15 protein-coding genes are annotated in these 21,438 nt (G+C 74.8%); 8 read left to right on the top strand and 7 right to left on the bottom strand.

Annotated elements, in window-relative coordinates; all coding sequences use genetic code 11:
- Window positions 1-134 precede the first annotated feature (134 nt).
- The 5 genes from C8N24_RS13190 (at window position 135) to C8N24_RS13170 (ending at window position 5,459) form a co-directional block, all read left to right on the top strand.
- Window positions 135-656, top strand: a complete 522-nt coding sequence (locus C8N24_RS13190; protein ID WP_121250586.1) for an MSMEG_0572/Sll0783 family nitrogen starvation response protein — start codon at window positions 135-137, stop codon at window positions 654-656.
- Window positions 657-1,724: an MSMEG_0568 family radical SAM protein gene (locus C8N24_RS13185; RefSeq protein ID WP_121250585.1), complete on the top strand. Its 1,068-nt coding sequence runs from the start codon at window positions 657-659 to the stop codon at window positions 1,722-1,724.
- Window positions 1,721-3,118 carry an MSMEG_0567/sll0787 family protein gene (locus C8N24_RS13180; protein ID WP_121250584.1) on the top strand — a complete coding sequence of 466 codons (1,398 nt, stop codon included), beginning with the start codon at window positions 1,721-1,723 and terminating at the stop codon, window positions 3,116-3,118. The genes C8N24_RS13185 and C8N24_RS13180 overlap by 4 nt, the downstream gene beginning before the upstream one ends.
- Window positions 3,112-3,948, top strand: a complete 837-nt coding sequence (locus C8N24_RS13175; RefSeq protein WP_121250583.1) for a carbon-nitrogen hydrolase family protein — start codon at window positions 3,112-3,114, stop codon at window positions 3,946-3,948. The genes C8N24_RS13180 and C8N24_RS13175 overlap by 7 nt, the downstream gene beginning before the upstream one ends.
- Before the next feature lie 302 nt (window positions 3,949-4,250).
- Window positions 4,251-5,459: an MSMEG_0569 family flavin-dependent oxidoreductase gene (locus C8N24_RS13170; protein WP_170179237.1), complete on the top strand. Its 1,209-nt coding sequence runs from the start codon at window positions 4,251-4,253 to the stop codon at window positions 5,457-5,459.
- Window position 5,460: 1 nt separating this feature from the next.
- Here the strand turns inward: C8N24_RS13170 and C8N24_RS13165 are convergent, their stop codons facing one another.
- From C8N24_RS13165 to C8N24_RS13150, 3 genes are all read right to left on the bottom strand, one after another.
- Entirely contained in the window at window positions 5,461-7,026 is a 1,566-nt protein-coding gene (locus C8N24_RS13165) for an NHL repeat-containing protein (protein WP_121250581.1), read from the bottom strand.
- 9 nt (window positions 7,027-7,035) lie between these two features.
- Window positions 7,036-8,841 (bottom strand): TIGR03767 family metallophosphoesterase, encoded by a 1,806-nt coding sequence (locus C8N24_RS13160; RefSeq protein ID WP_170179060.1) that lies wholly within the window; start codon window positions 8,839-8,841, stop codon window positions 7,036-7,038.
- Between the two features lie 361 nt (window positions 8,842-9,202).
- On the bottom strand, window positions 9,203-9,763 hold the full coding sequence (locus tag C8N24_RS13150; protein ID WP_121250578.1) for a histidine phosphatase family protein: 561 nt from the start codon (window positions 9,761-9,763) through the stop codon (window positions 9,203-9,205).
- An 8-nt stretch (window positions 9,764-9,771) separates the two neighbouring features.
- Between C8N24_RS13150 and C8N24_RS13145 the strand changes: the two genes are divergently transcribed.
- Genes C8N24_RS13145 through C8N24_RS13135 form a run of 3 tightly spaced genes read left to right on the top strand, consistent with a single transcriptional unit; the run spans window position 9,772 to window position 15,804 of the window.
- A complete protein-coding gene (locus C8N24_RS13145) occupies window positions 9,772-11,532 on the top strand; it encodes an acetyl/propionyl/methylcrotonyl-CoA carboxylase subunit alpha (RefSeq protein ID WP_121250577.1) in 1,761 nt (586 codons plus the stop codon).
- A complete protein-coding gene (locus C8N24_RS13140) occupies window positions 11,525-12,835 on the top strand; it encodes a M20/M25/M40 family metallo-hydrolase (RefSeq protein WP_121250575.1) in 1,311 nt (436 codons plus the stop codon). Before C8N24_RS13145 ends, C8N24_RS13140 begins: the two co-directional genes overlap by 8 nt.
- Window positions 12,832-15,804 (top strand): AAA family ATPase, encoded by a 2,973-nt coding sequence (locus C8N24_RS13135; RefSeq protein ID WP_121250574.1) that lies wholly within the window; start codon window positions 12,832-12,834, stop codon window positions 15,802-15,804. Before C8N24_RS13140 ends, C8N24_RS13135 begins: the two co-directional genes overlap by 4 nt.
- Here C8N24_RS13135 and C8N24_RS13130 read toward each other — a convergent pair.
- Genes C8N24_RS13130 through pdxR form a run of 4 tightly spaced genes read right to left on the bottom strand, consistent with a single transcriptional unit; the run spans window position 15,776 to window position 21,401 of the window.
- Complete coding sequence (locus C8N24_RS13130) at window positions 15,776-16,903, bottom strand: MFS transporter (RefSeq protein WP_170179059.1); 1,128 nt, start codon at window positions 16,901-16,903, stop codon at window positions 15,776-15,778. The genes C8N24_RS13135 and C8N24_RS13130 overlap by 29 nt on opposite strands.
- Window positions 16,900-17,118, bottom strand: a complete 219-nt coding sequence (locus C8N24_RS13125; RefSeq protein ID WP_121250570.1) for a hypothetical protein — start codon at window positions 17,116-17,118, stop codon at window positions 16,900-16,902. The genes C8N24_RS13130 and C8N24_RS13125 overlap by 4 nt, the downstream gene beginning before the upstream one ends.
- A gap of 42 nt (window positions 17,119-17,160) precedes the next feature.
- On the bottom strand, window positions 17,161-19,965 hold the full coding sequence (locus C8N24_RS13120) for an ATP-binding protein (protein WP_121250568.1): 2,805 nt from the start codon (window positions 19,963-19,965) through the stop codon (window positions 17,161-17,163).
- Window positions 19,966-19,988: 23 nt separating this feature from the next.
- Window positions 19,989-21,401, bottom strand: a complete 1,413-nt coding sequence (gene pdxR / locus C8N24_RS13115; protein WP_121250566.1) for a MocR-like pyridoxine biosynthesis transcription factor PdxR — start codon at window positions 21,399-21,401, stop codon at window positions 19,989-19,991.
- Between the last annotated feature and the right edge of the window lie 37 nt (window positions 21,402-21,438).

Below are 21,438 nucleotides of genomic sequence, written 5' to 3'. Positions count from 1 at the left end.
TCTCCCGACCGCCGGTCTCGGATCAGGACCCGATGTCCCAACCGAAGGTCGAAAACCCCGGACCGCCGGTCGGTGGGGGCGCGCGGGCCGCCGCGAGATCGTGTGCCGCACAGCTTCCAGAGGAGGAACAGGACATGGCGGTAGAGCCCAAGCTCAGCGACGCGGAGATCGCGAGCCTGATGGAGATCCCCCACCCGACGAAGGAGACGGGGGCGTCGATCTACGGGGCGACGAAGGTCTTCCCCGACTACCAGGCCGAGCCCGGCGAGACGTACCTGGGCATGGTCCACGGCATCGTGCACGAGTCGTCGGTGAGCTTCGTGGCCGTGCTGCTGGCGATCCGCGCGCAGCGCAAGGGCTTCGAGAGCGCCCTCTACTTCTTCGGCATCGGGTCCCTGAACTGCCTCGCCACGCGCGGCTTCCCGACCGTCGGCAGCGAGCTGTTCCCGGGCATGCGCAACGAGAACAACCAGCTCGCGAAGTTCATCGAGGAGGGCGGCAAGGTCTTCGCCTGCCGGCTCGGCCTCGCGCTTCACGGCGCGCGCGAGGAGGACCTGATGGAGGGCGTGATCCCCTGCCATCCGCTCGACATGCAGGACGCGATGATCGAGTACGCGCGCAAGGGCGCGATCATCAACACCACCTGGATGTTCTAGGTGGATCTCGCGCTCCGCACCGAGCTCGCGGTCCGCGGGCTGCGCGCCGCGCCGCCGCCGGTGCGCCGGCGCGCGGGCGCCGGTCCCTCCGACGACGGGCACTTCACCCTGCGCGGCGGGTGCGGAGCGACGCTGCCGCTCGCGCAGGACTCGCCGTTCGAGCTCGACGATGGCGGCCGCCTGACGCGCGACGGCGTGGTCGTCGAGGACGCCATGGTCGAGCCGATCCAGCGTCCGCGCTTCTACGACCTGACCACGGCCGACGGCGTCAGGTACGAGGCGATCGCCCGCCTGCACGGCACGCACGTGCTCGCCACGACCGTCGTGCAGACGTGCATCCGCTACACGCAGGAGTCGACGCGCTGCCGCTTCTGCACGATCGAGGAGTCGCTGCGGGCCGGCGCGACGACCCAGGTCAAGTTCCCCGAGCAGCTCGCCGAGGTGGCCGCCGCCGCCGTGCGGCTGGACGGCGTGCGGCAGATGGTGATGACCACCGGCACGTCGAACGGCGCCGACCGCGGCGCCAAGCACCTCGCGCGGTGCGTGCGCGCGGTCAAGGCGGCAGTGCCGGACCTGCCGATCCAGGTGCAGATCGAGCCCCCGGTCGAACTGGAGTGGATCGACGCGCTGCACCTCGCCGGTGCGGAGGCGATCGGCATCCACGTCGAGTCGATGGACCCGGACGTCCGTGCGCGGTGGACGCCGGGCAAGGCGTCCGTGCCGCTGTCGCGCTACTGGCAGGCGTGGGAGCGCGCGGTGGCCGTGTTCGGCCGCAACCGCGTCTCCACGTACCTGCTGGTCGGCCTCGGTGAGGACCCGGACGCGCTGGTCGCGGACGCCGAGGCGCTGATCGACCGCGGCGTGTACCCGTTCGTCGTGCCGTACCGGCCGCTGGTCGGCTCGCTCGCGCACGCCGACGGCGTCCCAGCGCCCGACCCGGCGACGCTGCTCTCCGTCACCTCGCGCGTGGCCAACGCACTCGCGCTGGCGGGGATGCGCGGGGCGGACCAGGGCGCGGGCTGCGCGGCCTGCGGAGCCTGCTCGGCGCTCCAGGCGGCGGGCGGATGAGCGACCTGCTGGAGCTGTTGGCGGGGCCCGCGCCGCGCGTCGGCGCGGCGGGGTCGTCGCCGCGGCGTTCCCGCGGGGCGGTGCGGTCGCCACGCCGGTCGGTCGTGGTCGAGGCCTCGACCGCCCAGCGGGACGCGTACCGGGCCCTGCGACGGCGCGCGTTCGTCGAGCAGCAGGGGTTGTTCGCCGGGCACGACGAGGACGCGGCCGACCTCGATCCCCTGACGATCGTGCTCGTCGCCGTCGACCTCGGCGGGACCGTGCTCGGTGGCGTGCGCCTGCATCCCGAGGACGCGCGGCTCGGCTGGTGGCGCGGCAGCCGGCTCGTGGCGGCCGACGGGCGGATCGGCGCGCAGCTCGTGCAGGCCGCGTGCGCGCGGGCGGCCACCGCAGGGGCGCTGCGCTTCGACGCGCACGTGCAGCCGCGGTTGACCACGTTCTTCGGCCGGCTCGGCTGGGAGCGCGTGCGCCCGATCGAGGTCGCGGGCGCGGCGCACGTGCTGATGCGCTTCCCGCTCACCCGGCTCGCCGACACGGCCGCCGTGAAGGCGCCGCTGGGCGAGCTCCTCCACGGCCTGCTCCCGCGCGACCGCTGGCTCGGCGACGACGGCGTGCCCGTGCCCGGGACGGACGTGGTGGCGTGCGTCGACGCGATCGTGCCCGCGATGGTCGAGCGCGACCCCGAGTGGGCCGGCTGGTGCGGGATGCTCGTGACCGCGCACGACCTGTCCGCGATGGGCGCCGAGCCGACCGGCGCGCTGGACACGGTCGGCGGTCGCGACGCCGCGCACGTCGAGGCCGTCCTGCGTGGCGTGAAGGCGGGGGCCGAGGCCTTCTCCCTGCCCGTCCTGGGCGGCCACACGCACCTCGGCGTGCCCGCCGCGCTCAGCGTCACCGGGCTCGGCCGGACGGAGCATCCGGTCGCCGCGTCCGGCGGCCGCGCCGGCGACCCGCTCCATCTGTGCGCCGACCTCAGCGGCGGCTGGCGCCCCGGCTACACGGGCCGCCAGTGGGATTCCACTTCACGCCGCACCCGCGAGGAGCTGGCGCCGATGCTCGCCGCGGTCCGCGCTGCCCGGCCGAACGCCGCCAAGGACGTGTCGATGGCGGGCATCGTCGGCACGATCGGGATGCTCGCCGAGGCGAGCGGCACCGGCGCGACGCTCGACGTCGCCGCCATCCCGGCGCCCACCAGCGCCGAGCTCGCGGACTGGCTGACGTGCTTCCCCGGCTTCGCGGTCGTCGCCGCCGGCCAAGCGCCGACCGCCCCCGAGACCGTCACCGCGCGCTGCGGGACGCTGACCGCCGAGCCCGGCGTGCGCCTGCGCTGGCCCGACGGCGAACTGACCACCGCGCTCACGAGCGCCCCGACCGGACTGGGACCCGCATGTTGACCATCGCCGCCGCCGCGGCGCCCTTCGGACGCGACCTGCAGCGCAGCTACGCGACGATCGCCGCCCTCATCGACGAGGCGCGCGCCGCGGGCGCGCAGCTGCTCGTCCTGCCGGAGGCCGCGCTCGGCGGCTACGTCGAGACCCTGCACGGCGACACCGAGCCGCCACCCGCGCTGGACCCCGACGGCCCGGAGCTGCGGACCGTGATGGAGCTGGCCAAGGACATGGTCGTGTGCGTCGGCTTCTGCGAGGACGGCGGCGACGGGCTCCGCCACAACGTCGCCGCGTGCGTCAGCGGCGACGGCCTGCACGGCTTCCACCGCAAGATCCACATGCCGCTCGACGAGGGCCGCTTCACCACGCCGGGCGACCGCCTCGCCGCGTTCGACACGCCGGTCGGCCGGCTCGGGATGCTGATCTGCTACGACAAGGCCTTCCCGGAGGCCGCGCGCACGCTCACGCTCGACGGCGCCGAGGTGCTGTGCTTCCTGAGCGCCTGGCCGCGCAGCGCGACCAACCCGGCCGCCGACCTGACCGACGACCGCCAGTGGCGTCGGGCCGAGCTGTGGGACCGCGCCCGCGCGGCCGAGAACTCGCTGTTCGTCGCCTCCGCCAACCAGAGCGGCAGCTTCGGCCGGCTCGACTTCCTCGGCGGCGCGCGGATCGTCAACCCCGGTGGGGACGTCGTGGCCGGCACCGGCCCGGACCCGGGCCTCGCGATCACCACCGTCGACCTCGCCGAAGCGCTCGAGAAGGCCCGCCGCGCGCTGTCGCCCGTCCGCGACCTGCGGCCCGACGTCTACCGCACGGCCGAGCCGATCCCATTCTGATGCCGACCGTCGACTTCACCCTCCGCTGGGCGGACGGCACCGAGCAGCGCTGCCAGTCGCCGTCGACCGCGATCGAGCGGTTCCTCGCCGAGGGCGCCACGTACCCCCACGAGGAGCTGCTGCGCCGCGCGGACGACGGCCTCGCCGCCGCGAGCCGGCGGGTCGTCGAGGTCTACGGCATGGCGTGCACCGCGGCCTCCGCGCAGCGGGACGCGATCCGCGCCTCCGTCCGGCCCGGCCCGGTGACGGTGACCCGCCTGCACCGCACGCCCAGGCGCGTGCGCTTCCCCGCCCCGCCGCGCCTGGACGGGCACCACGAGGTGGTGGTCATCGGCGGCGGCCAGGCCGGGCTGGCGGTGAGCCACGGGTTGCTCGAGCGCGGGGTCGACCACGTCGTCCTCGAGCGCGACCGCGTGCTGCACAACTGGCGCGACGCCCGCTGGGACGCGTTCTCGCTCGTCACCCCGAACTGGCAGTGCCACCTTCCCGGCCACCCGTACCGCGGCGACGACCCGGACGGGTTCATGGTCAAGGACGAGATCCTCGCCTACGTCGAGCCGTACGCGCACGGCAAGCCCGTCTACGAGGGCGTGACCGTGCACGCGGTCAAGCCGGGCTTCACGATCGAGACGAGCCACGGCACGCTGACCGCCGACCAGGTCGTGCTCGCGGTCGGCGGCTACCACGTGCCGCGCGTGCCGTACCCCGCGCTCGGGGGCCTGCACAGCGACCGCTACCGCAACCCGGACGCGCTCCCCGACGGCCCGGTGCTCGTCGTCGGCACGGGCCAGTCCGGCGCGCAGATCGCGGAGGACCTGCACCTGGCCGGGCGTGAGGTCCACCTGGCCGTCGGCACCGCACCGCGCGTCGCCCGCTTCTACCGCGGCCGCGACTGCGTGGCCTGGCTGCACGACATGGGCCACTACGACATGCCGGTCACCGAGCACCCGCAGGGCAAGGGCGCCCGCCATGAGGCCAACCACTACGTGACCGGCCGCGGTGGCGGGCATGACCTCGACCTGCGCGCCTTCGCGCGGGAGGGCATGCACCTGCACGGCCGCCTCACGCACGTGCAGGACGGCACGCTGCACTTCGCCGGCGACCTGGAGGCCAACCTCGACGCCGCCGACGCCACGATGGAGCGGATCAAGGACGCGATCGACCGCCACATCGCGGCCCACGGCCTCGACGCGCCGACCGAGCCCCGCTACGTGCCGGTGTGGCGCCCGCCGACCGACGGCTCCGGGACGCTCGACGCGTCCGCCGTCAGCACGATCGTCTGGGCCACCGGCTTCCGCTCCGACTGGTCCTTCGTGCACGTCCCCGACGCGTTCGACGCCGACGGCCACCCGGAGCACCTCAGAGGCGTGACGGACGAGCCCGGCCTGTACTTCGTCGGCCTGCCGTGGCTGCACACCTGGGGCTCGGGGCGGTTCGCGGGCATCGCGCGGGACGCCGAGCACCTCGCCGGGGTGATCGGCGCCCGCGCGGCGCGTCCGCAGGCCGCCTGAGCTACGCCGTCCCGGTCGCGAGCTTGGGCTTCTGCTTGCGACCGCGGACGGTGAGCACGGTCTTGGTGCCGGTCGCGCCCGGCTTGGTCACCGTGACCGTGACCTTGGCGCCCTTGGCCAGCTTGTGCTTGGCCTTGAACAGCGTGGTGAGCTTGCGCGTGCCCTGCTTGACGTCCTTGTAGGTCTTGCTCTTGACCGGGCAGCCCTTGCCGGAGCAGGTGAGCCTGATCGTCTCGCCGCCGGCGAGCTTGGAGACCTCGACCCGCGTGAGGCGGGTGCGGGTGCCGCTGAACGCCCACTTGAAGGTGATCTTCGCGGCGAGCTTGGCCTTGGGCGGGAGCGGCGGCATCCGCGACACCGACGCGTTGCCGGTGGTGGTCGTGCCCTCCGCGTTGGTGGCACGAACGCGGGCGAAGCCGTCCCCCACGAAGTCGGCCGGGAGCGTGACCGTCAGCGGCACACCGCCGACGCCCGCCGGCACGGTGATCGGCGGCGTCGACCGGCCGAGCGCCGCGGTGCTCCCGTAGTCGACGACGACCGTGGTGTCGTTGCCACGCGGGTCGACCGTCGTGTTGAGCATCCCGCCGTCCATCACGCCGACGGTGTTGGTCACCCGCGGCGCGGTGCTCACGTACCGCAGCACGCGCGCGTTCGCGCGGTCGGTGACGTAGAGGTCCTCGTCGAGTCCGTTGACGATCTCCGCCGGCTGGCCGCCGGGCGCGAGGAAGCTGAACGCGCCGTCCCCGCCGATGCGGGCGAGGTTCCCGCTCTCGCGGCCGGTCACGTACGTCTGGCCGCCCGGCCCGGTGACGATGCCGATGGGCGTGGTCAGCGTGCCGCCGGCCGGGGTCAGCACGGGCGCGGCGCCGCCGTCCAGCGTGAGCGGATAGCGCGCCACCTGGCCGAGGTTCGTGACCGCGACCGACAGGTTCGTCCCGTCGCTGGCGACCGCGGTCGCCCCGCCGCCCGCCGGGACCGCGACCTGCGACTCGACCGTCAGCGCGGAGCCGAGCGCCATGCGGCGGACCACGTCGCCGTCGGCGTCGGGGGCGTACAGCTTCCCGCCGGACGCGACGAGGTCGTAGACGGTGCCGCGCAGCGTGCGCGTGTCGATGCCGGTGCCGTCCGCGCTCATCGAGCCGACCCGCGAGTCCCCGCAGGAGATGTCGGGCAGCGAGAAGTACATGCGCCCGTCACCGCCGTCGGCGATCGCCACCGGTCCGCACACGAACCCGGTGGGAACGGTGTGGGCACTCGGCGTCGCCGCCGTGGCGTCGAACCAGACGAAGCGGTCACCCGCCGTGTCGGCCAGCCAGACGCGCCCACCCGGTCCAGCGCTGAGCTTCCCCGTGCCGACGCCGGCGTAGCGGTTGAGCACCTGCCCGGACGGCGTGAGCCGCACGACGCTCCCGGCCGTCTCGGACACCCACAGGTTGCCGTCGGGTCCGAGCGCGATGCCGTCGGTGCCCGACTGGAACCCGGCGATCGGCTGGAGCGTCGCGGCGCCGGCCGTGGCGGGGACGAGGCCGATCGCGACGGTCAGCGTCGCGAGGAGTGGTGAGCGCATCGCGCGACACTACCGGGGGTCGCGCAGCAGCAACTCCGTGTTGCGGTCGAGCGTGCGCCCGCGGGCACCGCGCTCGGCCTGCGGGTCGTTCCAGGCCAGCACGCGCGAGACGCTCGCCAGCTGGGACTCCGTGAAGCCCGCCGCCGCCGTGCCCGGCGCGGGCGCCGCGATCGGCGCCGCGTGGTCGAGCACGGTCGTGAACAGCGACAGCGTGCCGTCGCGGTTGTCCATCACCTCGATCAGGCGGCTCTGCTGCGGCGTGTCCGCGTGCGACGCGGTGTTGATCTGCCAGAAGCCCGACTTGCCCCTGCGCACAAGGTCGATCCGGTTGTCGTGCGTGTGCCCGGCGACGTAGGCGATCACGTTCGGGTACTTCAAGAAGAGCGCGCGGAGGGTGGCATTGCCCTTCGTGCCGCGATGGATCGGCGTCGAGCGACGCGGGTCGGCGTCGCAGCCCGGCTTCGGCGTCGGCGCGCACGAGCCGGCGTCCTCGTCCGTGCGCGTGTTGCTCAGCGTCGCCAGCGTGTGGTGGCCGTAGGCGATCACGAGCCGCTTCGCCCGCTTGGCGGCCTTGAGCTTGGCCTCGAGCCACCGGTACTGCGGATGGTCCAGGTTGCCGGTGGAGCCGCCGCCCTCGGCGACCGTGTCCAGCGAGATCAGCTCGACGCCCGCCCGCGGCCGGAACGCGTAGTAGGTCGCGTTGCCGTCGGACGCGCGCCGCTCGGCAGCGTCGACCCGTCCGTACCCGTGGCCGTTCCCGATCTCGCGCTTGTACTCGACCGTCGACAGGATCCGGCGGTCCGGGTCCGGCGGCACGGGCCGCGCACCGGCCAGCAGGGTCGTGATGAACGCCGGGTCGCCGATCCGGCGGAACGCCTCCGCCTCGTCCGCGCCCGCGAACTGCGCGGGATCGAGGCCGAGTGACGGGAACACCTTCAGGCACCCGGTCGCGATCGAGCGGAACAGGTCCACACTCGCCGGCGCGTTGCCCTGCACGAGCCCGTCGTGGTTGCCGCGGGCGTTGTACCAGGGCACGTCCAGGCCGGCCGCGGTGAACGGCTGCTGCGCGCGCTCGAGGAAGCCGGGATAGCGCGGGAACGCGGCGTACGGGCCGCCGGGCGGTGCCGCGTCCGGGTCCCAGAACGCCCGGTAGCGGTCCGCCGGCAGGCCGGGGTAGTCGTCGTAGTCGGCGACGCCCGTGTACTGCCGAGCGGCGACCGCGGCGTTCAGGGCCGCGACCGTGTTGGCATCGGTCGCGCACGGGTTCGCCGCGCTGATCGGCTTGCCCGAGAACGGATCCACGCGCCCGCCGTCGAGGACGGCCTTGAACCACCGGGTCTCGTTGAGCTGCTGGTTGTCGGCCAGGTCGCCGGTGCTGACGACGAAGCCGAGCTTCGCCCGCTTGCCCCGCCCGTCGCGGACCTCGCTCGTGCGGTTGGCGTTGACGTTGCGCACCACCTGGTCGAAGACCTGCAGGCCCACGGCCTCCTGCGGACGCCACGACGACTTGATCTCGCCGCCCGCCCCGTCGAGGAAGTCCACGCGGGCCGGTGACATCTCGTCCGCGATCTGCGGGTCGGTCAGCTGCCCGAAGAACGCGAGCGAGCGCCGCGCCTCGTCGCGGTCGGCGTCGACGCGCACGCCGGGCGGCCGGCGCAGCTGCCGCTTCTCGCCGCCGGCGCGTTCCAGCGCCACATAGCCGCTGCCGGAGGCGGCGCGGATCGTCTCGTCGGTGGTCGACCGGCCGGCCGGATCAGCGGCGGCAACGGGCGCGAGGAGCAGGGCACCCAGTGCCCCGAGGACAGCGGAGCGCATGCCGGCGATCCTGTCATACGCTGGCCGCATGGATGCCGCTTCGCCGGAGGAGGCCGCCGCCGTGCTGGCCGCGATCGAGCAGTTCGAGCGCGACACCGCCCCGCCGCCGGTGGAAGGGGGTCCCACGGTGGTCAGCCGATGGGTCCGGACGGCGAGGCTTGAAGGTGTCGACCGCGATCCAGGGAGGGGGTCCTGGACTTGAGGTGTGGGGGGGTCACCGGTCGGCCGGCGGCCCCATTGTGCCGACCGACCGGTTCCCACTTGAGCCGCCCATCAAAGGCCCCAGGATGAGAGCGGCTATGACCTCTGGAACGCACCGTCGCGCGGGAACTTGCGCTCACCAGAGGCGACGTCGTTTTTCTTACAAACCCGGGGTCCAGGCGTAGCGCTCGACGAACGGCGGACGCAGCACGGTGACGCTCGTGTTGCCCGGTCCGATGACGGTCTGCGGGTCCGCGCCGGTGACGTGCGTCAGCGCCGCGCGGATCGCGCCGCCGTGGCAGACGACGAGCCACTCGCCCCCGGCCGCGGCCAGCTCGTCGAGCGCGCCGCCGACGCGGGCGACGAACTGCGCCCACGACTCGCCGTCGTCGGCGTGCAACGGACCACCGCGCCACGCGCCCTGCTGCTCGTCGTCGAACTCGGAGATCATCCGGCCGGCCCAGCCGCCGAGGTCGATCTCCCGCCAGCGCGGGTCCCGGTGCGCGTCGGGGTAGCCGAGCAGGGCGGCGGTCTCGCTCGCCCGCTGCAGGTCGCTGGTCACCACCTGCTCGCAGCGCGGCAGAAAGGGGCGCAACGCCTCCGCCTCGGCGCGGCCGGCGTCGGACAGTGGCGTGTCGGTCTGGCCCTGCAGGCGACCGTGCGCGTTGTAGGTCGACTGGCCGTGGCGGACCAGGAGGATGCGGGGAGGGGTTAGAGTCACGCGCCCCCATGTTTACTAGGGTCCTGGTCGCCAACCGCGGCGAGATCGCGGTGAGAGTCATCCGAGCGTTGGACGAGCTCGGCATCGAGTCGGTGGCGGTCTACTCGGAGGCCGACCGCGAAGCGCAGCACGTCAAGCGCGCCACCCACGCCTACCTGCTCGGCCCGGGTCCTGCGGCGGAGTCCTACCTGAAGGTGGACAAGCTGCTGGAGGTCATCCAGGAGTCCGGCGCCGAGGCCGTGCACCCGGGCTACGGGTTCCTGGCCGAGAACGCGGCGTTCGCCCGCGCGCTAGAGGACGCCGGCGTGACGTTCATCGGACCGCCCGCTTCGGCGATCGAGGCGATGGGCTCCAAGACGAAGGCGCGCGAGCTGATGCAGGACGCGGGCGTGCCGATCGTGCCCGGCACGACGGACCCGGTGGAGTCGCTCGAGGACGCGCAGCGGATCGCCGAGGAGATCGGCTACCCGGTCGCGGTCAAGGCCGCGGGCGGCGGCGGTGGCAAGGGGTTCCGCGTCGCGCTCGAGCCGGACAAGCTCAAGGACGCGTTCGAGGGCGCGGCGCGCGAGGGCGAGAAGTTCTTCTCCGACGCGACCGTCTACCTCGAGCGCTACCTGCCGGACCCGCGCCACGTCGAGGTGCAGGTGCTGGCCGACGGCCACGGCCACGTCGTCCACCTGGGCGAGCGCGACTGCTCGATCCAGCGCCGCCACCAGAAGCTGATCGAGGAATCCCCGGCGCCGCTGGTCGACGCCGAGCTGCGCGAGCGGATCGGCACGATCGCGGTCGAGGCCGCGCGCGCGGTGGACTACCGCGGCGCGGGCACGATCGAGGGCCTGCTCTCCTCCGGCGGCGAGTACTTCTTCCTGGAGATGAACACGCGCGTGCAGGTCGAGCACTGCGTGACCGAGGCGGTCACCGGCGTCGACATCGTGCGCGAGCAGATCCTGATCGCCGCGGGCGAGCCGCTGTCCTTCGGCCAGGACGACATCCGCTGGCACGGCCACGCGATCGAGTGCCGCATCAACGCCGAGGACGCGGCGAAGAACTTCGCGCCGGCCCCCGGCACGGTCACGCACTACCGCGAGCCGTCCGGCCCGGGCGTGCGCGTGGACTCCGGCGTGCTCAGCGGCAGCGAGATCACCCCGCTGTACGACCCGATGGTCGCGAAGCTGATCGTCTGGGACGCCGACCGCGAGAAGGCCACGCGCCGGATGGCGCGTGCGCTGAAGGAGTTCGAGATCGAGGGCGTGCGGACGCTGATCCCGTTCCACAAGGCGATCATGGCGTCCGAGCAGTGGGCCAAGGGCGAGACCTGCCGCGACCTGATCGAGGATCGCGAGTGGCTGAAGACGCTGGCCGTGCCCAAGCCCGAGCAGCCCGACGACGAGGCCGAGCTGGTCACGAAGGACTACGTCGTCGAGGTGGGCGGCAAGCGCTTCGAGGTGCGCGTGCACGGCGAGGCGAGCGCCAATGGCGCGGTGCCGGCCGCGACCGCCAAGGCCGCGCCCAAGCAGCGCGCCCGCACGTCCGGGGGTGGGGGTGCCGGCGGCGACGCGCTCACCTCACCCATGCAGGGCAACGTGTTCAAGGTGCTGGTCGAGCAGGGCGCCGAGGTTCAAGAAGGCGCGCTCGTGTGCATCATCGAGGCGATGAAGATGGAGAACGAGATCACCGCGCACAAGTCGGGCACGATTGCCGAGCTACCCATCACCGAAGGCGCCGCGGTCAAGTCCGGCGACACGCTGGCGGTGATCAAGGGTGGGTGACCTGCTCGAGGAGACGCTCGACTGGCTGCGCATCCCGTCGATCTCGGCCGGCGCCCGCGACGAAGAGGCGCTGCGTCACGCGGCCGCGTGGGCGATCCAGCGTGTCCGCCGCGCGGGCGGCACCGCGGAGATGGTCGACACGCCGGGCGGCGCGCCGCTCGTGGTCGGCGAGCTGCGCTCGGCGAAGAAGAATGCGCCGACCGTCCTCATCTACGGCCACTACGACGTCCAGGACCCGGGCGACCCGGAGCTGTGGGACTCGCCCCCGTTCGAGCCGACCATCCGTGACGGCCGCATCTACGCCCGCGGCGCGACCGACGACAAGGGCAACTTCCTGCCGCTGCTGCACGTCGCGTGCGAGCTGGGCAAGGCGGGTCAGCTGCCCGTCCACATCCGCGTGCTGATCGAGGGCGCGGAGGAGACCGGCTCCGACGACGTCGGCGAGTGGGTCCGCCAGGACGCCCGCGGCGCCGACGTCGCGATCGTGTTCGACTCGGGCATGGTCGACGCCGACCGCCCGGCGCTCACCGTCGCCACGCGCGGCATGGTGATGGCCCACGTCGAGGTGCGCACGGGCACGCAGACCGCGCACTCGGGCCTCTACGGCGGCGCGGCGCTGAACGCGTTCCACGCGCTGCACCGCGCGCTCGCGGCCGTGCTCCCGGGCGCCGACGGCCGCCTGCCCGAGCCGTTGCGCGCCGGTGTCCAACCGCCCTCGGCAGCCGAGGTGGAGGCGTGGGCGACGCTGCCCGACGGCGCGTCGGAGCTGGCGGGCGTCGGCGCGCGGCCGGCCGATCCGACCGCCGCGGCGGAGTTCTACACGCGCACGACCGCCGAGCCCTCGCTCGACGTGCACCGCGTGAGCGGCGGGCAGGCGCGCACGATCGTCGTGCCGGTCGCCGAGGCCGACCTGTCGGTCCGGGTCGTCAGCGGCCAGGACCCGGACGAGATCGCGGCCAACCTCGAGCGGCTCCTGCGCGAGGCGCTGCCGGACGGCGCCGAGCTGACCTTCTCCGCCGACCGGGCGCGCCCGAGCGCGTCCGACCCGGAGAGCCCGGCGCTGCAGGCCGCGGCCCGCGCGTTCGAGAAGGCGTTCGGCCGCGCGCCGACGCTCGTCCGCTCGGGCGGCTCGATCCCTGTCCTGGCCGACTTCGCGGCGCGTGGCATCCCGGTGATCCTGTCGGGCTTCAGCCTGCCCGACGACGCGCTGCACGCGCCCAACGAGTCCTACCGGCTCGTCGCGCTCGAGCAGGGCGCGGCCGCGGCGCGGGCGCTCTACGAGGAGCTCGGCGCGCTCAAGTGAACGAGCTGATCGCGGAGCTGCGTGCGCTGCCGAAGGCCGAGCGCAGCGCCGCGGCGCTCCTTCAGAACCCGACGTTCCAGGAAGCCGTCCGGCGGCTGGCGGCCGCGCCGGACGAGGACCTGCTCGCGCTCGTGCGCGGGGACCGGATGACCGCGTGCGTCGCCCTGGAAGCGCTCGCGTCCCGCGACGGGGACGAGGGCACGCTGCTGCTGCTGGTGCCGGCGGCCCGCGGCGCGTTCGCGAGCTTCCTGCTGCGCGCGCTGGACCGGCGCGTCGGCGACGGGCTCGTCCAGCGGGTGCTCGCGGCGGCGGGCGACGGCTGGCTGAAGGCCCCGTTCGCCGACCTGGAGGCGCTCGTGCGGCGGCGCGGCGAGGTGGTCTGGCTCGGCGACGTGCCCGACAGCCGGCTCGACGAGCTCGTGACGCTCGTGCGCAAGCTCGGCGACGCGCTCCCGCCGTCGGTCGGCGCCGACCTCGAGCGACGGGTCCAGGCGCGTGAGGTGGCCGGCCGCCTCGGCGGGATCGGCCGCGTGTTCCGCGACGAGACCGCGCGGGCGCTCGCCGCCGGCGCCGTCCCGGACGCGGCGTTCAGCGCCGACGTCGACGCGCTCGAAGGTGCGGTCGCCGCGGCGCGCCCGTCGCTCGTGATCGGCGAGCCCGGCACGGGCCGCACGACGCGCCTGCACGCGCTCGGCGCGCGGCTGGCCGCGCACGGCTGGTCGGTGTTCGAGGCGGGCGCGAGCGAGATCAACGCGGGGCAGAGCTACATCGGCGAGCTCGAGGGCCGCCTGCAGGACATCGTCCGCGCGCTCGACGACAAGCCCGTGCTGTGGATCGTGCCGCACTTCGAGGAGCTGCTGTGGACGGGCACGCACCGCTACAGCCGCACCGGCGTGCTGGACATGGTCCTGCGGGCGCTGGAGACGGCGAAGCTGCACATCGCGGGCGAGCTCGACCCCGCGAGCTACGAGCGGCTGCTGCGCGAGCGCCCCGCCATCCGCGGCGCGTTCGAGCCGGTCCGCGTCACACCCGCGAGCGAGGACGCGGCGCGCGGGCTGGCCCGCGCCGTGGCGCCTGACGCCGCCGTGGCCGACGAGGCGCTCGCGCTCGCCCGCCACTTCCTGCCGGGCGCTCTGCCCGGCTCGGTCCTATCGCTGCTCGACGCCACGCGCCGGCGCGTGGGTGACGACTACGGCGTCAACGACGTGCTGGAGAGCGTCGCCGAGCGCTCCGGGATGCCGCTGACGATGCTCGACGAGCGCTCGCGGCTCGACGTCGACGCGCTGCGGCGGTTCTTCGGCGCGCGCGTGGTCGGCCAGCCGGAGGCGGTCGAGCTGATGGTCGAGCGGATCGCGCTGCTCAAGGCCGGGCTGACCGACCCGACGCGCCCGCTCGCGGTGCTGCTGTTCGTCGGCCCGACCGGCACGGGCAAGACCGAGATCGCCAAGGCGCTCGCGGAGTACCTGTTCGGCAGCGGCGACCGGATGATCCGGATCGACCTGTCCGAGTACCAGAACCCCGGCAGCGCCGCGCGGCTGCTGGGCACGGGCGAGCCCGAGGACGCGTCGCTGGTCGCGTCGATCCGCAAGCAGCCGTTCTCGGTCGTGCTGCTCGACGAGTTCGAGAAGGCCGACCCGGGCGTCTTCGACGTGTTCCTGCAGGTCTTCGACGACGGCCGGCTGAGCGACCCGCGCGGCGAGCCCGCCGACTTCCGCCACGCCGTGATCGTCATGACCTCGAACCTCGGGGCGACGATCCCGACCGGCGCCGGCATCGGCTTCTCCCCCGCGCGCGACGGCTTCGCGGCCCGCAGCGTCGAGCAGGCGGTGACCAGGACGTTCCGGCGCGAGTTCGTGAACCGGATCGACCGGACCGTCGTGTTCCGGCCGCTCTCCCGGCCCGTGATGCGGGAGATCCTGGCGGCGGAGCTGGAGTCGGTGCTGGCGCGCCGCGGCCTGCGCTCGCGCCAGTGGGCGGTGGAGTTCGACGACTCGGCGCTGGAGTTCCTGCTGGCGGAGGGCTTTACGCCGGACCTCGGCGCGCGGCCGCTCAAGCGTGCGGTCGAGCGCCACTTCCTGACGCCGCTCGCGCTCGCGATCGCCGGCCACGACGTGCCCGGCGGCGACCAGTTCCTGTTCGTGCGCGCCGGCCGCGACGGGCTCAAGGTCACGTTCGAGGACCCGGACGCCGCCGAGGACGTCGCGCCCACGCCCGCCGAGACGACGCTGAAGACGCTCGCACGGGAGGGCGGCGCCGGGCGCGAGCTGCTGGAGGCCGCGTTCGCGGACGTGAGCGCGCGGGTGGAGGCGGAGGCGGCGACCAAGGCGGCGCTGCTGGCCGAGATGGCCGAGCCGGGCTTCTGGGACGACGACGGCCGGCAGGTGGTGCTCGCCGGCATCGAGCTGCGCGACCGCATGGAGTCCGGCCTGCGCTCGGCCGAGTCGCTGCTCAACCGCGTGCGCAGCGCCCGCCGGCCGCCCGAGGCGATCGTCCGCCGGGCCGCGCAGCGGTTGCTGCTGCTCGGCGAGGCGCTGGACGCGCTCGCCGCGGGCGAGCCCGCCGACGCACGGCTGCGCGTGGACGGCGACCCGGAGTTCGGCCCGCGCGTCGCGGAGATGTACCGCGCCTGGGCGCACGAGCGCGGCATGCGGTTGGACGTGGTGGAGGAGAAGCCCGGCCGCAAGTACCGCTGGGTGGCCGCCGTGAGCGGCTTCGCCGCCCTGCGCACGCTCGCGCCCGAGGACGGCCTGCACGTGCTGGAGGTGCCGGACGGCCGTGGCGGCTACGACCGGCGGCGCGTCCGCGTGAGCGTCACCGCCGAGGGCGCCGAGGAGCCCGCGGCGGGGCGGGCGACGATCGTCCGCCGCTACCGCGAGCGCCCGACGCCGCTCGTCCGCGACGCCGTGCGCGGCTGGCGGACCGGCCGCCTCGACGCCGTCCTCAGCGGCGGCTTCGACCTCGTGGAGTAGTCGCCACGAGCCCGATCGTGGCGAGCGCGAGCGTCACCGGCACGACGAGCAGCGCGCCCGTGATGCTCGTCGCGTCGGCGAGCGCGCCGATCGTCAGCGGCGCGATCAGCACCGCGCTCGACCCCGCGAGGACGGCGCGGCTCGACGCGAGCTGGGCGCGGTCGGGCGCGAGCGCCACGGTCACCGCGAGCGCGAACGGGAACAGGTTGCCCAGCCCCAGGCCGATGACCGCGAGCCCGGCGAGCACCTGCACCGGGCTCGTGGCGGGCCACAGGACCGCGAAGCCGACGGCCGCGATCGCCAACGCCAGCGCGAGCAGCCGCTGCGGCGCGTGGCGGCGCGCGAGCCGGCTGGCGGTCGCGCGGCCGGCGAACACGCCGCCGAAGTAGCCGAACATCAGCGCCACCGCCGTGTCGGCCGACACGTCCGCGGCCTCCCTGGCGAAGCTCGCCCCCCAGGACGTGACGCACCACTCGGCGGCGACCGCGCAGAACAGCATCGCCATCGCGACCGGGAACGCGCGCGGCAGCCGGCCCTCGGTCGCCGCCGCCGGCGGGGCGCCCGTGATCGGCACGTGGCGGTTGGCGAGGAACAGCGCCAGGGGCACGGCGAAGCTCGCGATCAGCGCCGCGCGCCAACTCACCAGCGCGACCGCCGCGACCAACACCAGGTAGGCGGCGCTCGCGAAGACGTTCGCCTCGGTCAGGGCGATCGCACGCTGCTCCCCGTGGTGGTCGGCGAGCGTGGCCTGCACCGTGGTCAGCAGCAGCCCGCCGCCGTAGCCCGCGACGAACAGCGCGCCGACCGTGACCGCCGCGACGTGCCCGGCGACCAGCCCCGTCGCCCCGACCGCCATGACCGCCGCCGAGCCCCACAGCAGCGCCCGGCGGCCGGCGGCGGCCTCGATCCGCGCCGCCGTCAGGCCCGCGAGGACGCTGCCCGTCGCGAACGCGGCCACGTGCAGGCCGCCGGTCGTGTAGCCGATGTCGAGCTCGTCACGCAGGTACGGGACGACCAGCCCGGGCGCGGCCTGCAGATAGGCGAACCAGGCCAGCAGCGCGTACGCGACCCACGTCAGCCGGTCGCGCCGGAACGTCACCGGCGTTCGAAGCGCCCGCGGCCACGGCACAGGTCAAGCGCGTATTCCGGCGCGTCGACGGTCGGCCCGTCGTCGAACCGGACGCGCCAGCGGCGCTGGATCCAGCCCGCCTGCCCGACCACGAGACCCTTCGCGCCGCACGGCACGCCTTCGGGGAGGGCCTGGTTGGCCGTCACCCGCGCGCCGACGTCGATCGTCTCGATGTGCGTGTCCACTGTGGAGCTAGAACGCACGAGGGCCGTCGGGATTGCGGTCATTCAGGCGACGTCCGCCAACGCGTCGGCGAGCTGCTTGCGCGAGCGGACGCCGAGCTTGACGAACGCGCGGCCCAGATGTGTCTCGACCGTCTTCTCCGTGACGAACAGCGACTGGGCGATCTCGCGGTTGGTCAGGCCCTCCGCCGCCATCTGCGTGACGCGGCGCTCGCTGGGCGTCAGCTCGTCGCGGCTCGCGGCCGCGTTGCGGCGCGGACGCGCGCCGGTCGCCAGCAGCTCGCGGTGCGCGCGTTCGACGAGCAGGCTTGCGCCGCAGCGGAACGCGCCCTCCTGCCCGGCGCGCAGCCGCTCGCGGGCGGGCTCGCGGCGCCCGGCGCGCACGAGGGCGCGACCGAGGTCGATCTGGGCGCGGGCGAGCTCGAGCGCGGCCTCGCTGCGCTCCAGGGCCTCGACCGCCTCGGCCAGCAGCTCGACCCGGCGCTCGCCCGCCTCGGCCAGCGCGGCCACGCGCAGGCCGACGCCGATCGCGCGCGGCGCCCCGATCTGGCGCGCGAGCCGCAGCTCCTCGGCCGCGAGCGCGCGCCCTTCCTCCAGTCGGCCGAGCGTGAGGCAGACCTCCGCGGCGCTCGAGCGCCAGGCGATGATCTGGGGCGTCCCGACGCCCCAGCGCTGCTCGCGCTCACCGCAGGCGAGGAGCTCCTCCAGCCCGCCCTCCGCGTCCCCGAGCCGCGCCTTCAGCCAGCCGCGCGCGTGGATCGCCTGGCTGTACGGCAGGTCCTCGGTGGGCTGGTTCGCGAAGAAGTCCTCGGCGAGCGCGAGCAGCTCCTGGTCGGCCTCCCCGCGCTCGAGGCGGGCGAAGACGAGCGCGTTGAGCGCGCACGCGAGGTAGCCCTGCGAGCCCTGGACGTCGTTGCGCAGGTCGAGCGCGGCGGTGGCGTCGGCCTCCGCCTCGGACAGGTTCCCGCGCCGGTAGTGCAGCAGCGAGCGCAGGCTGGAGGCGTTCGCGAACCCGACGCTGGAGCCGCGCCGGCGCGCGTCCGAGACGGCGCGGTCGTACGCACGCTCGGCCTCGTCGTAGCGCTCGGAGAACATCAGCGCCGTCGTCGCGGTGATGAACACGTGGCCGCCGGCGCTCACGTCGGTCGGCTGCTCGGGGCCGAGCGCGAGCCGCGCGAGCTCGGCGGAGCGCTCGTACGGGCCGGCGGCGATCACGGTCTCGAACGCGCTCGCCATCAGGTGGAGCCGGTCCAGCACGGTGTGCGGCGCGTCGGGCGCCTCGATCCGCGCGATCTCCTCGGCCAGCAGCGGCCGTGCGGCCAGCGAGATGTAGGCCGAGGCGACCAGCTCGAGCTCGAGCTCCTCCGCCAGCGGCCCCGGCTCGACCTCGGCGAGGGCGTGGCGCAGCACCTCGATGGCGTCCGGGGAATCGCCGCGGAACTTGAGCGCGCGGGCGAGGCCGAGCGCGATCTGCCCGCGCTGCTGGGCGTCGGACGCGAGCTCCATGGCCGCGCGGAAGTGCTCAACGGCGGCGGGCCGGCCCGACTGGGCCTCGGCGCGGGCCAGCTCGGTCAGCACCGCCGCGCGCGCCTCCGGCGGCGGAGGCTCCTCGAGCGCGCGCTGCAAGGACGCCACGGCGGTGGCGGGGTCGCCGAGCACGAGCGCGCGGGCGGCGGCCGCGCGGAGCGCCTCGGCGGCCCACGCGTCCTCGCGCGGCGGCGTCAGCGCGAGGTGGGAGGCGACCTCCTCCGGCGCGGCGCCGCGGTCGGCGAGCAGGCGCGCGGCGCGGTGGTGGCCCTGCGCGCGGACGTGCACGGGGAGGTCGTGGTAGATCGCCGACAGCACGATCGGGTGCACGAAGCCGAGCCGGTCGTCCTCGTCGCGGGTGAGCACGTCGGCGCGGCAGAGGGCGTCCAGGGCCTGCTCGGCGGTGATCGGGTCCAGCTCGGCGAGCTGCGCGGCGGTGGTGGGGCGGGCGCCCTCGCCGAGGATCGCGATCGCCTGCGCCATCGCGGGCGCGGACGACGGCAGGCGCTTCAGGCGCTGGAGGACGACGGTGGAGATCGCCTCCGGGCCGAGCGCGCGGACGGTCGCGGCCTCGGCGTCGGTGGCCTTCAGGCGCTTGTGGACGACCTCGTGCAGCAGCTCGCGGACCAGGAACGGGTTGCCGCCGGTGGTCTCATGGCAGGCGCGGCAGAAGCCGTCGGCGGCCTGCCCGTCGACCGCGCCACGGACCCATTCGCGGACCGCGTCGCCACTCAGCGCGGTCGGCCGGAGCACGCGTGTGACCGGGTCGGTGACGAGCGCGCGCAGCACGTCGGACTCCTGCTCGGCGCGCGGACGGGTGCCGACGAGCAGCGCGACCGGCAGGTCCTCCAGGCGGCGCAGCAGGAAGCCGAGGAAGCTCAGGCTCGGCTCGTCGGCCCACTGGGCGTCGTCGACGCACACCACCAGCGGCTGCTCGGCGGCGAGGTTGGCGCACAGCCAGTAGAGCCCGTGCAGACGTGCGTAAGAGGACTCCTCGCTGCCCTCGGCGACGTCGAAGATCGGCTTGGCGAGGTGCGCCGCTCCCGCGAACGGCAGCTCGCCGGTCCGCGCGAGCGTCGGCTCGAACAGCTGCCGCACGACGCCGAACGGGAACGCGCGCTCGAGCTCGGAGCCGCGCGCGTGCAGCACGAGCATGTCCGCGTCGCGACCGTGCGCGCGGGCCGCGGCGAGCAGGCTCGTCTTGCCGATCCCGCCCGGGCCCTCGACGGCGATCGCCTGCCCCGTGCCCGCGCGCGCACGGGCCAGCGCCCGCTCGAGCTCGGCCAGGTCCTCCTCACGTTCCAGCAGCTGTGGCGCGTGCACGCGCCACGCATCCTAAGCCGTGCTCACAACACCTGTGCGAGCGCGCTCACCGTTCCGGCGATCGCCGGCCGCTGCAGGCGCCCGTAGCCGAGCACGAGCGCGGGGTCGTCGGCGCGTGGTGCGAGCCGGTAGGTGTTGAGCCCGTTGACGCGGATGCGCTTGGCCGCGAGCCGCGCCACGAGGGCGTCCTCGTCCGTGCCGGGCGGCAGCCGCAGCAGCAGGTGCAGCCCCGCCGCGACGCCGTCGACCGCGCAGCCGTCGAGGCCGTGCAGCGCCGCCACCAGCTCGTCGCGCCGCGCCCGGTACTCGCGCCGGGTGCGGCGCAGGTGCCGGTCGACCTCCCCGCCGGCCAGCAGCCGGGCGTAGGCGCGCGCGGTGATCGCCGGGCCGCCCGAGTCGACCGCCCAGCGCTCGGCCGCGATCGCGGCGGTCAGGTCGGGCGGCGCGAGCACCCACCCGAGGCGCAGCGCGGGCGCGAGCGTCTTGGACGCGGTGCCGAGGTAGACCACGCGGTCGGGCGCGAGCCGCTGCAGCGTCCCGACCGGCGCGCGGTCGTAGCGGTACTCGGAGTCGTAGTCGTCCTCGATCACGATCCCACCCCACGCGAGCAGCGCCCGCCGCCGCTCGGGCGAGAGCACCGCGCCCGTCGGGAACTGATGCGCGGGCGTGACCAGCACCGCGTCCGCATCCAGACCCGCGGGGTCGATCCCGTCCCCGTCGACCGGCACGCCCACCACCGCGAGCCCGGCCGACCGGATCGTGCCCCACGAGTCGTCGAGCGACGGGTCCTCGACCGCGACCCTCGTGGCGCCCCGCCGCTTGAGCGCCCGGCACGTGAGCCACAGCCCCTGCGTGTAGCCCGACGTGATCGCGAGGTCGTCAGCATGCGCCGCCGCCCCGCGCACCCGCACGAGGTACGCGGCGAGCTCCCCGCGCAGCGCGTCGTCGCCCCGCGGGTCCCCGTAGTCGAGCGCGGCGTCGGGCAACTCGGCCAGCGCGCGCCGGAGCGCCGTCGCCCACGCCCGCCGGGGGAACGCCGACAGGTCGGGCGCGGTCGCGGTCAGGTCGAGCCGCGGCACGAGCCGGCTCGTCGCCACGCCACGCGCGTCTCCCGCCCCCGCGCGCTCGCCGCTCGTCCCGCTCGCGTCTCTCTGGCCCAGCCCGGCCGCGGGCACTTGGCGCACCACCGGCGCGGCCCCGTGGCGGACCTCGATCCAGCCCTCCGCCGCGAGCTGCGCGTAGGCCTCGCTCACCACGCCGCGGGACACGTGCAGCGCCTCGGCCAGCACGCGCGAGGCCGGCAGGCGGGTGCCCGGCGGAAGGCCGCCGTTGTCGATGGCGGCGCAGATCGCGTCCTCGAGCTGGGCCCGCAGCGGTTCGGGCCGCGAGCGGTCGAGCGAGGCGAAGACCTCCAAAGTGGCACGGTTGATTGGCATCGAAGTGGCCCTTCCGGCTGAACCAGTCAGAAGGTAC

Origin of the sequence: Solirubrobacter pauli, assembly GCF_003633755.1 — a bacterium.
GTDB lineage: Bacteria > Actinomycetota > Thermoleophilia > Solirubrobacterales > Solirubrobacteraceae > Solirubrobacter > Solirubrobacter pauli.
The sequence above is the reverse complement of the archived record's forward strand: the minus strand, read 5'-3'. Positions and strand labels throughout refer to the sequence as shown.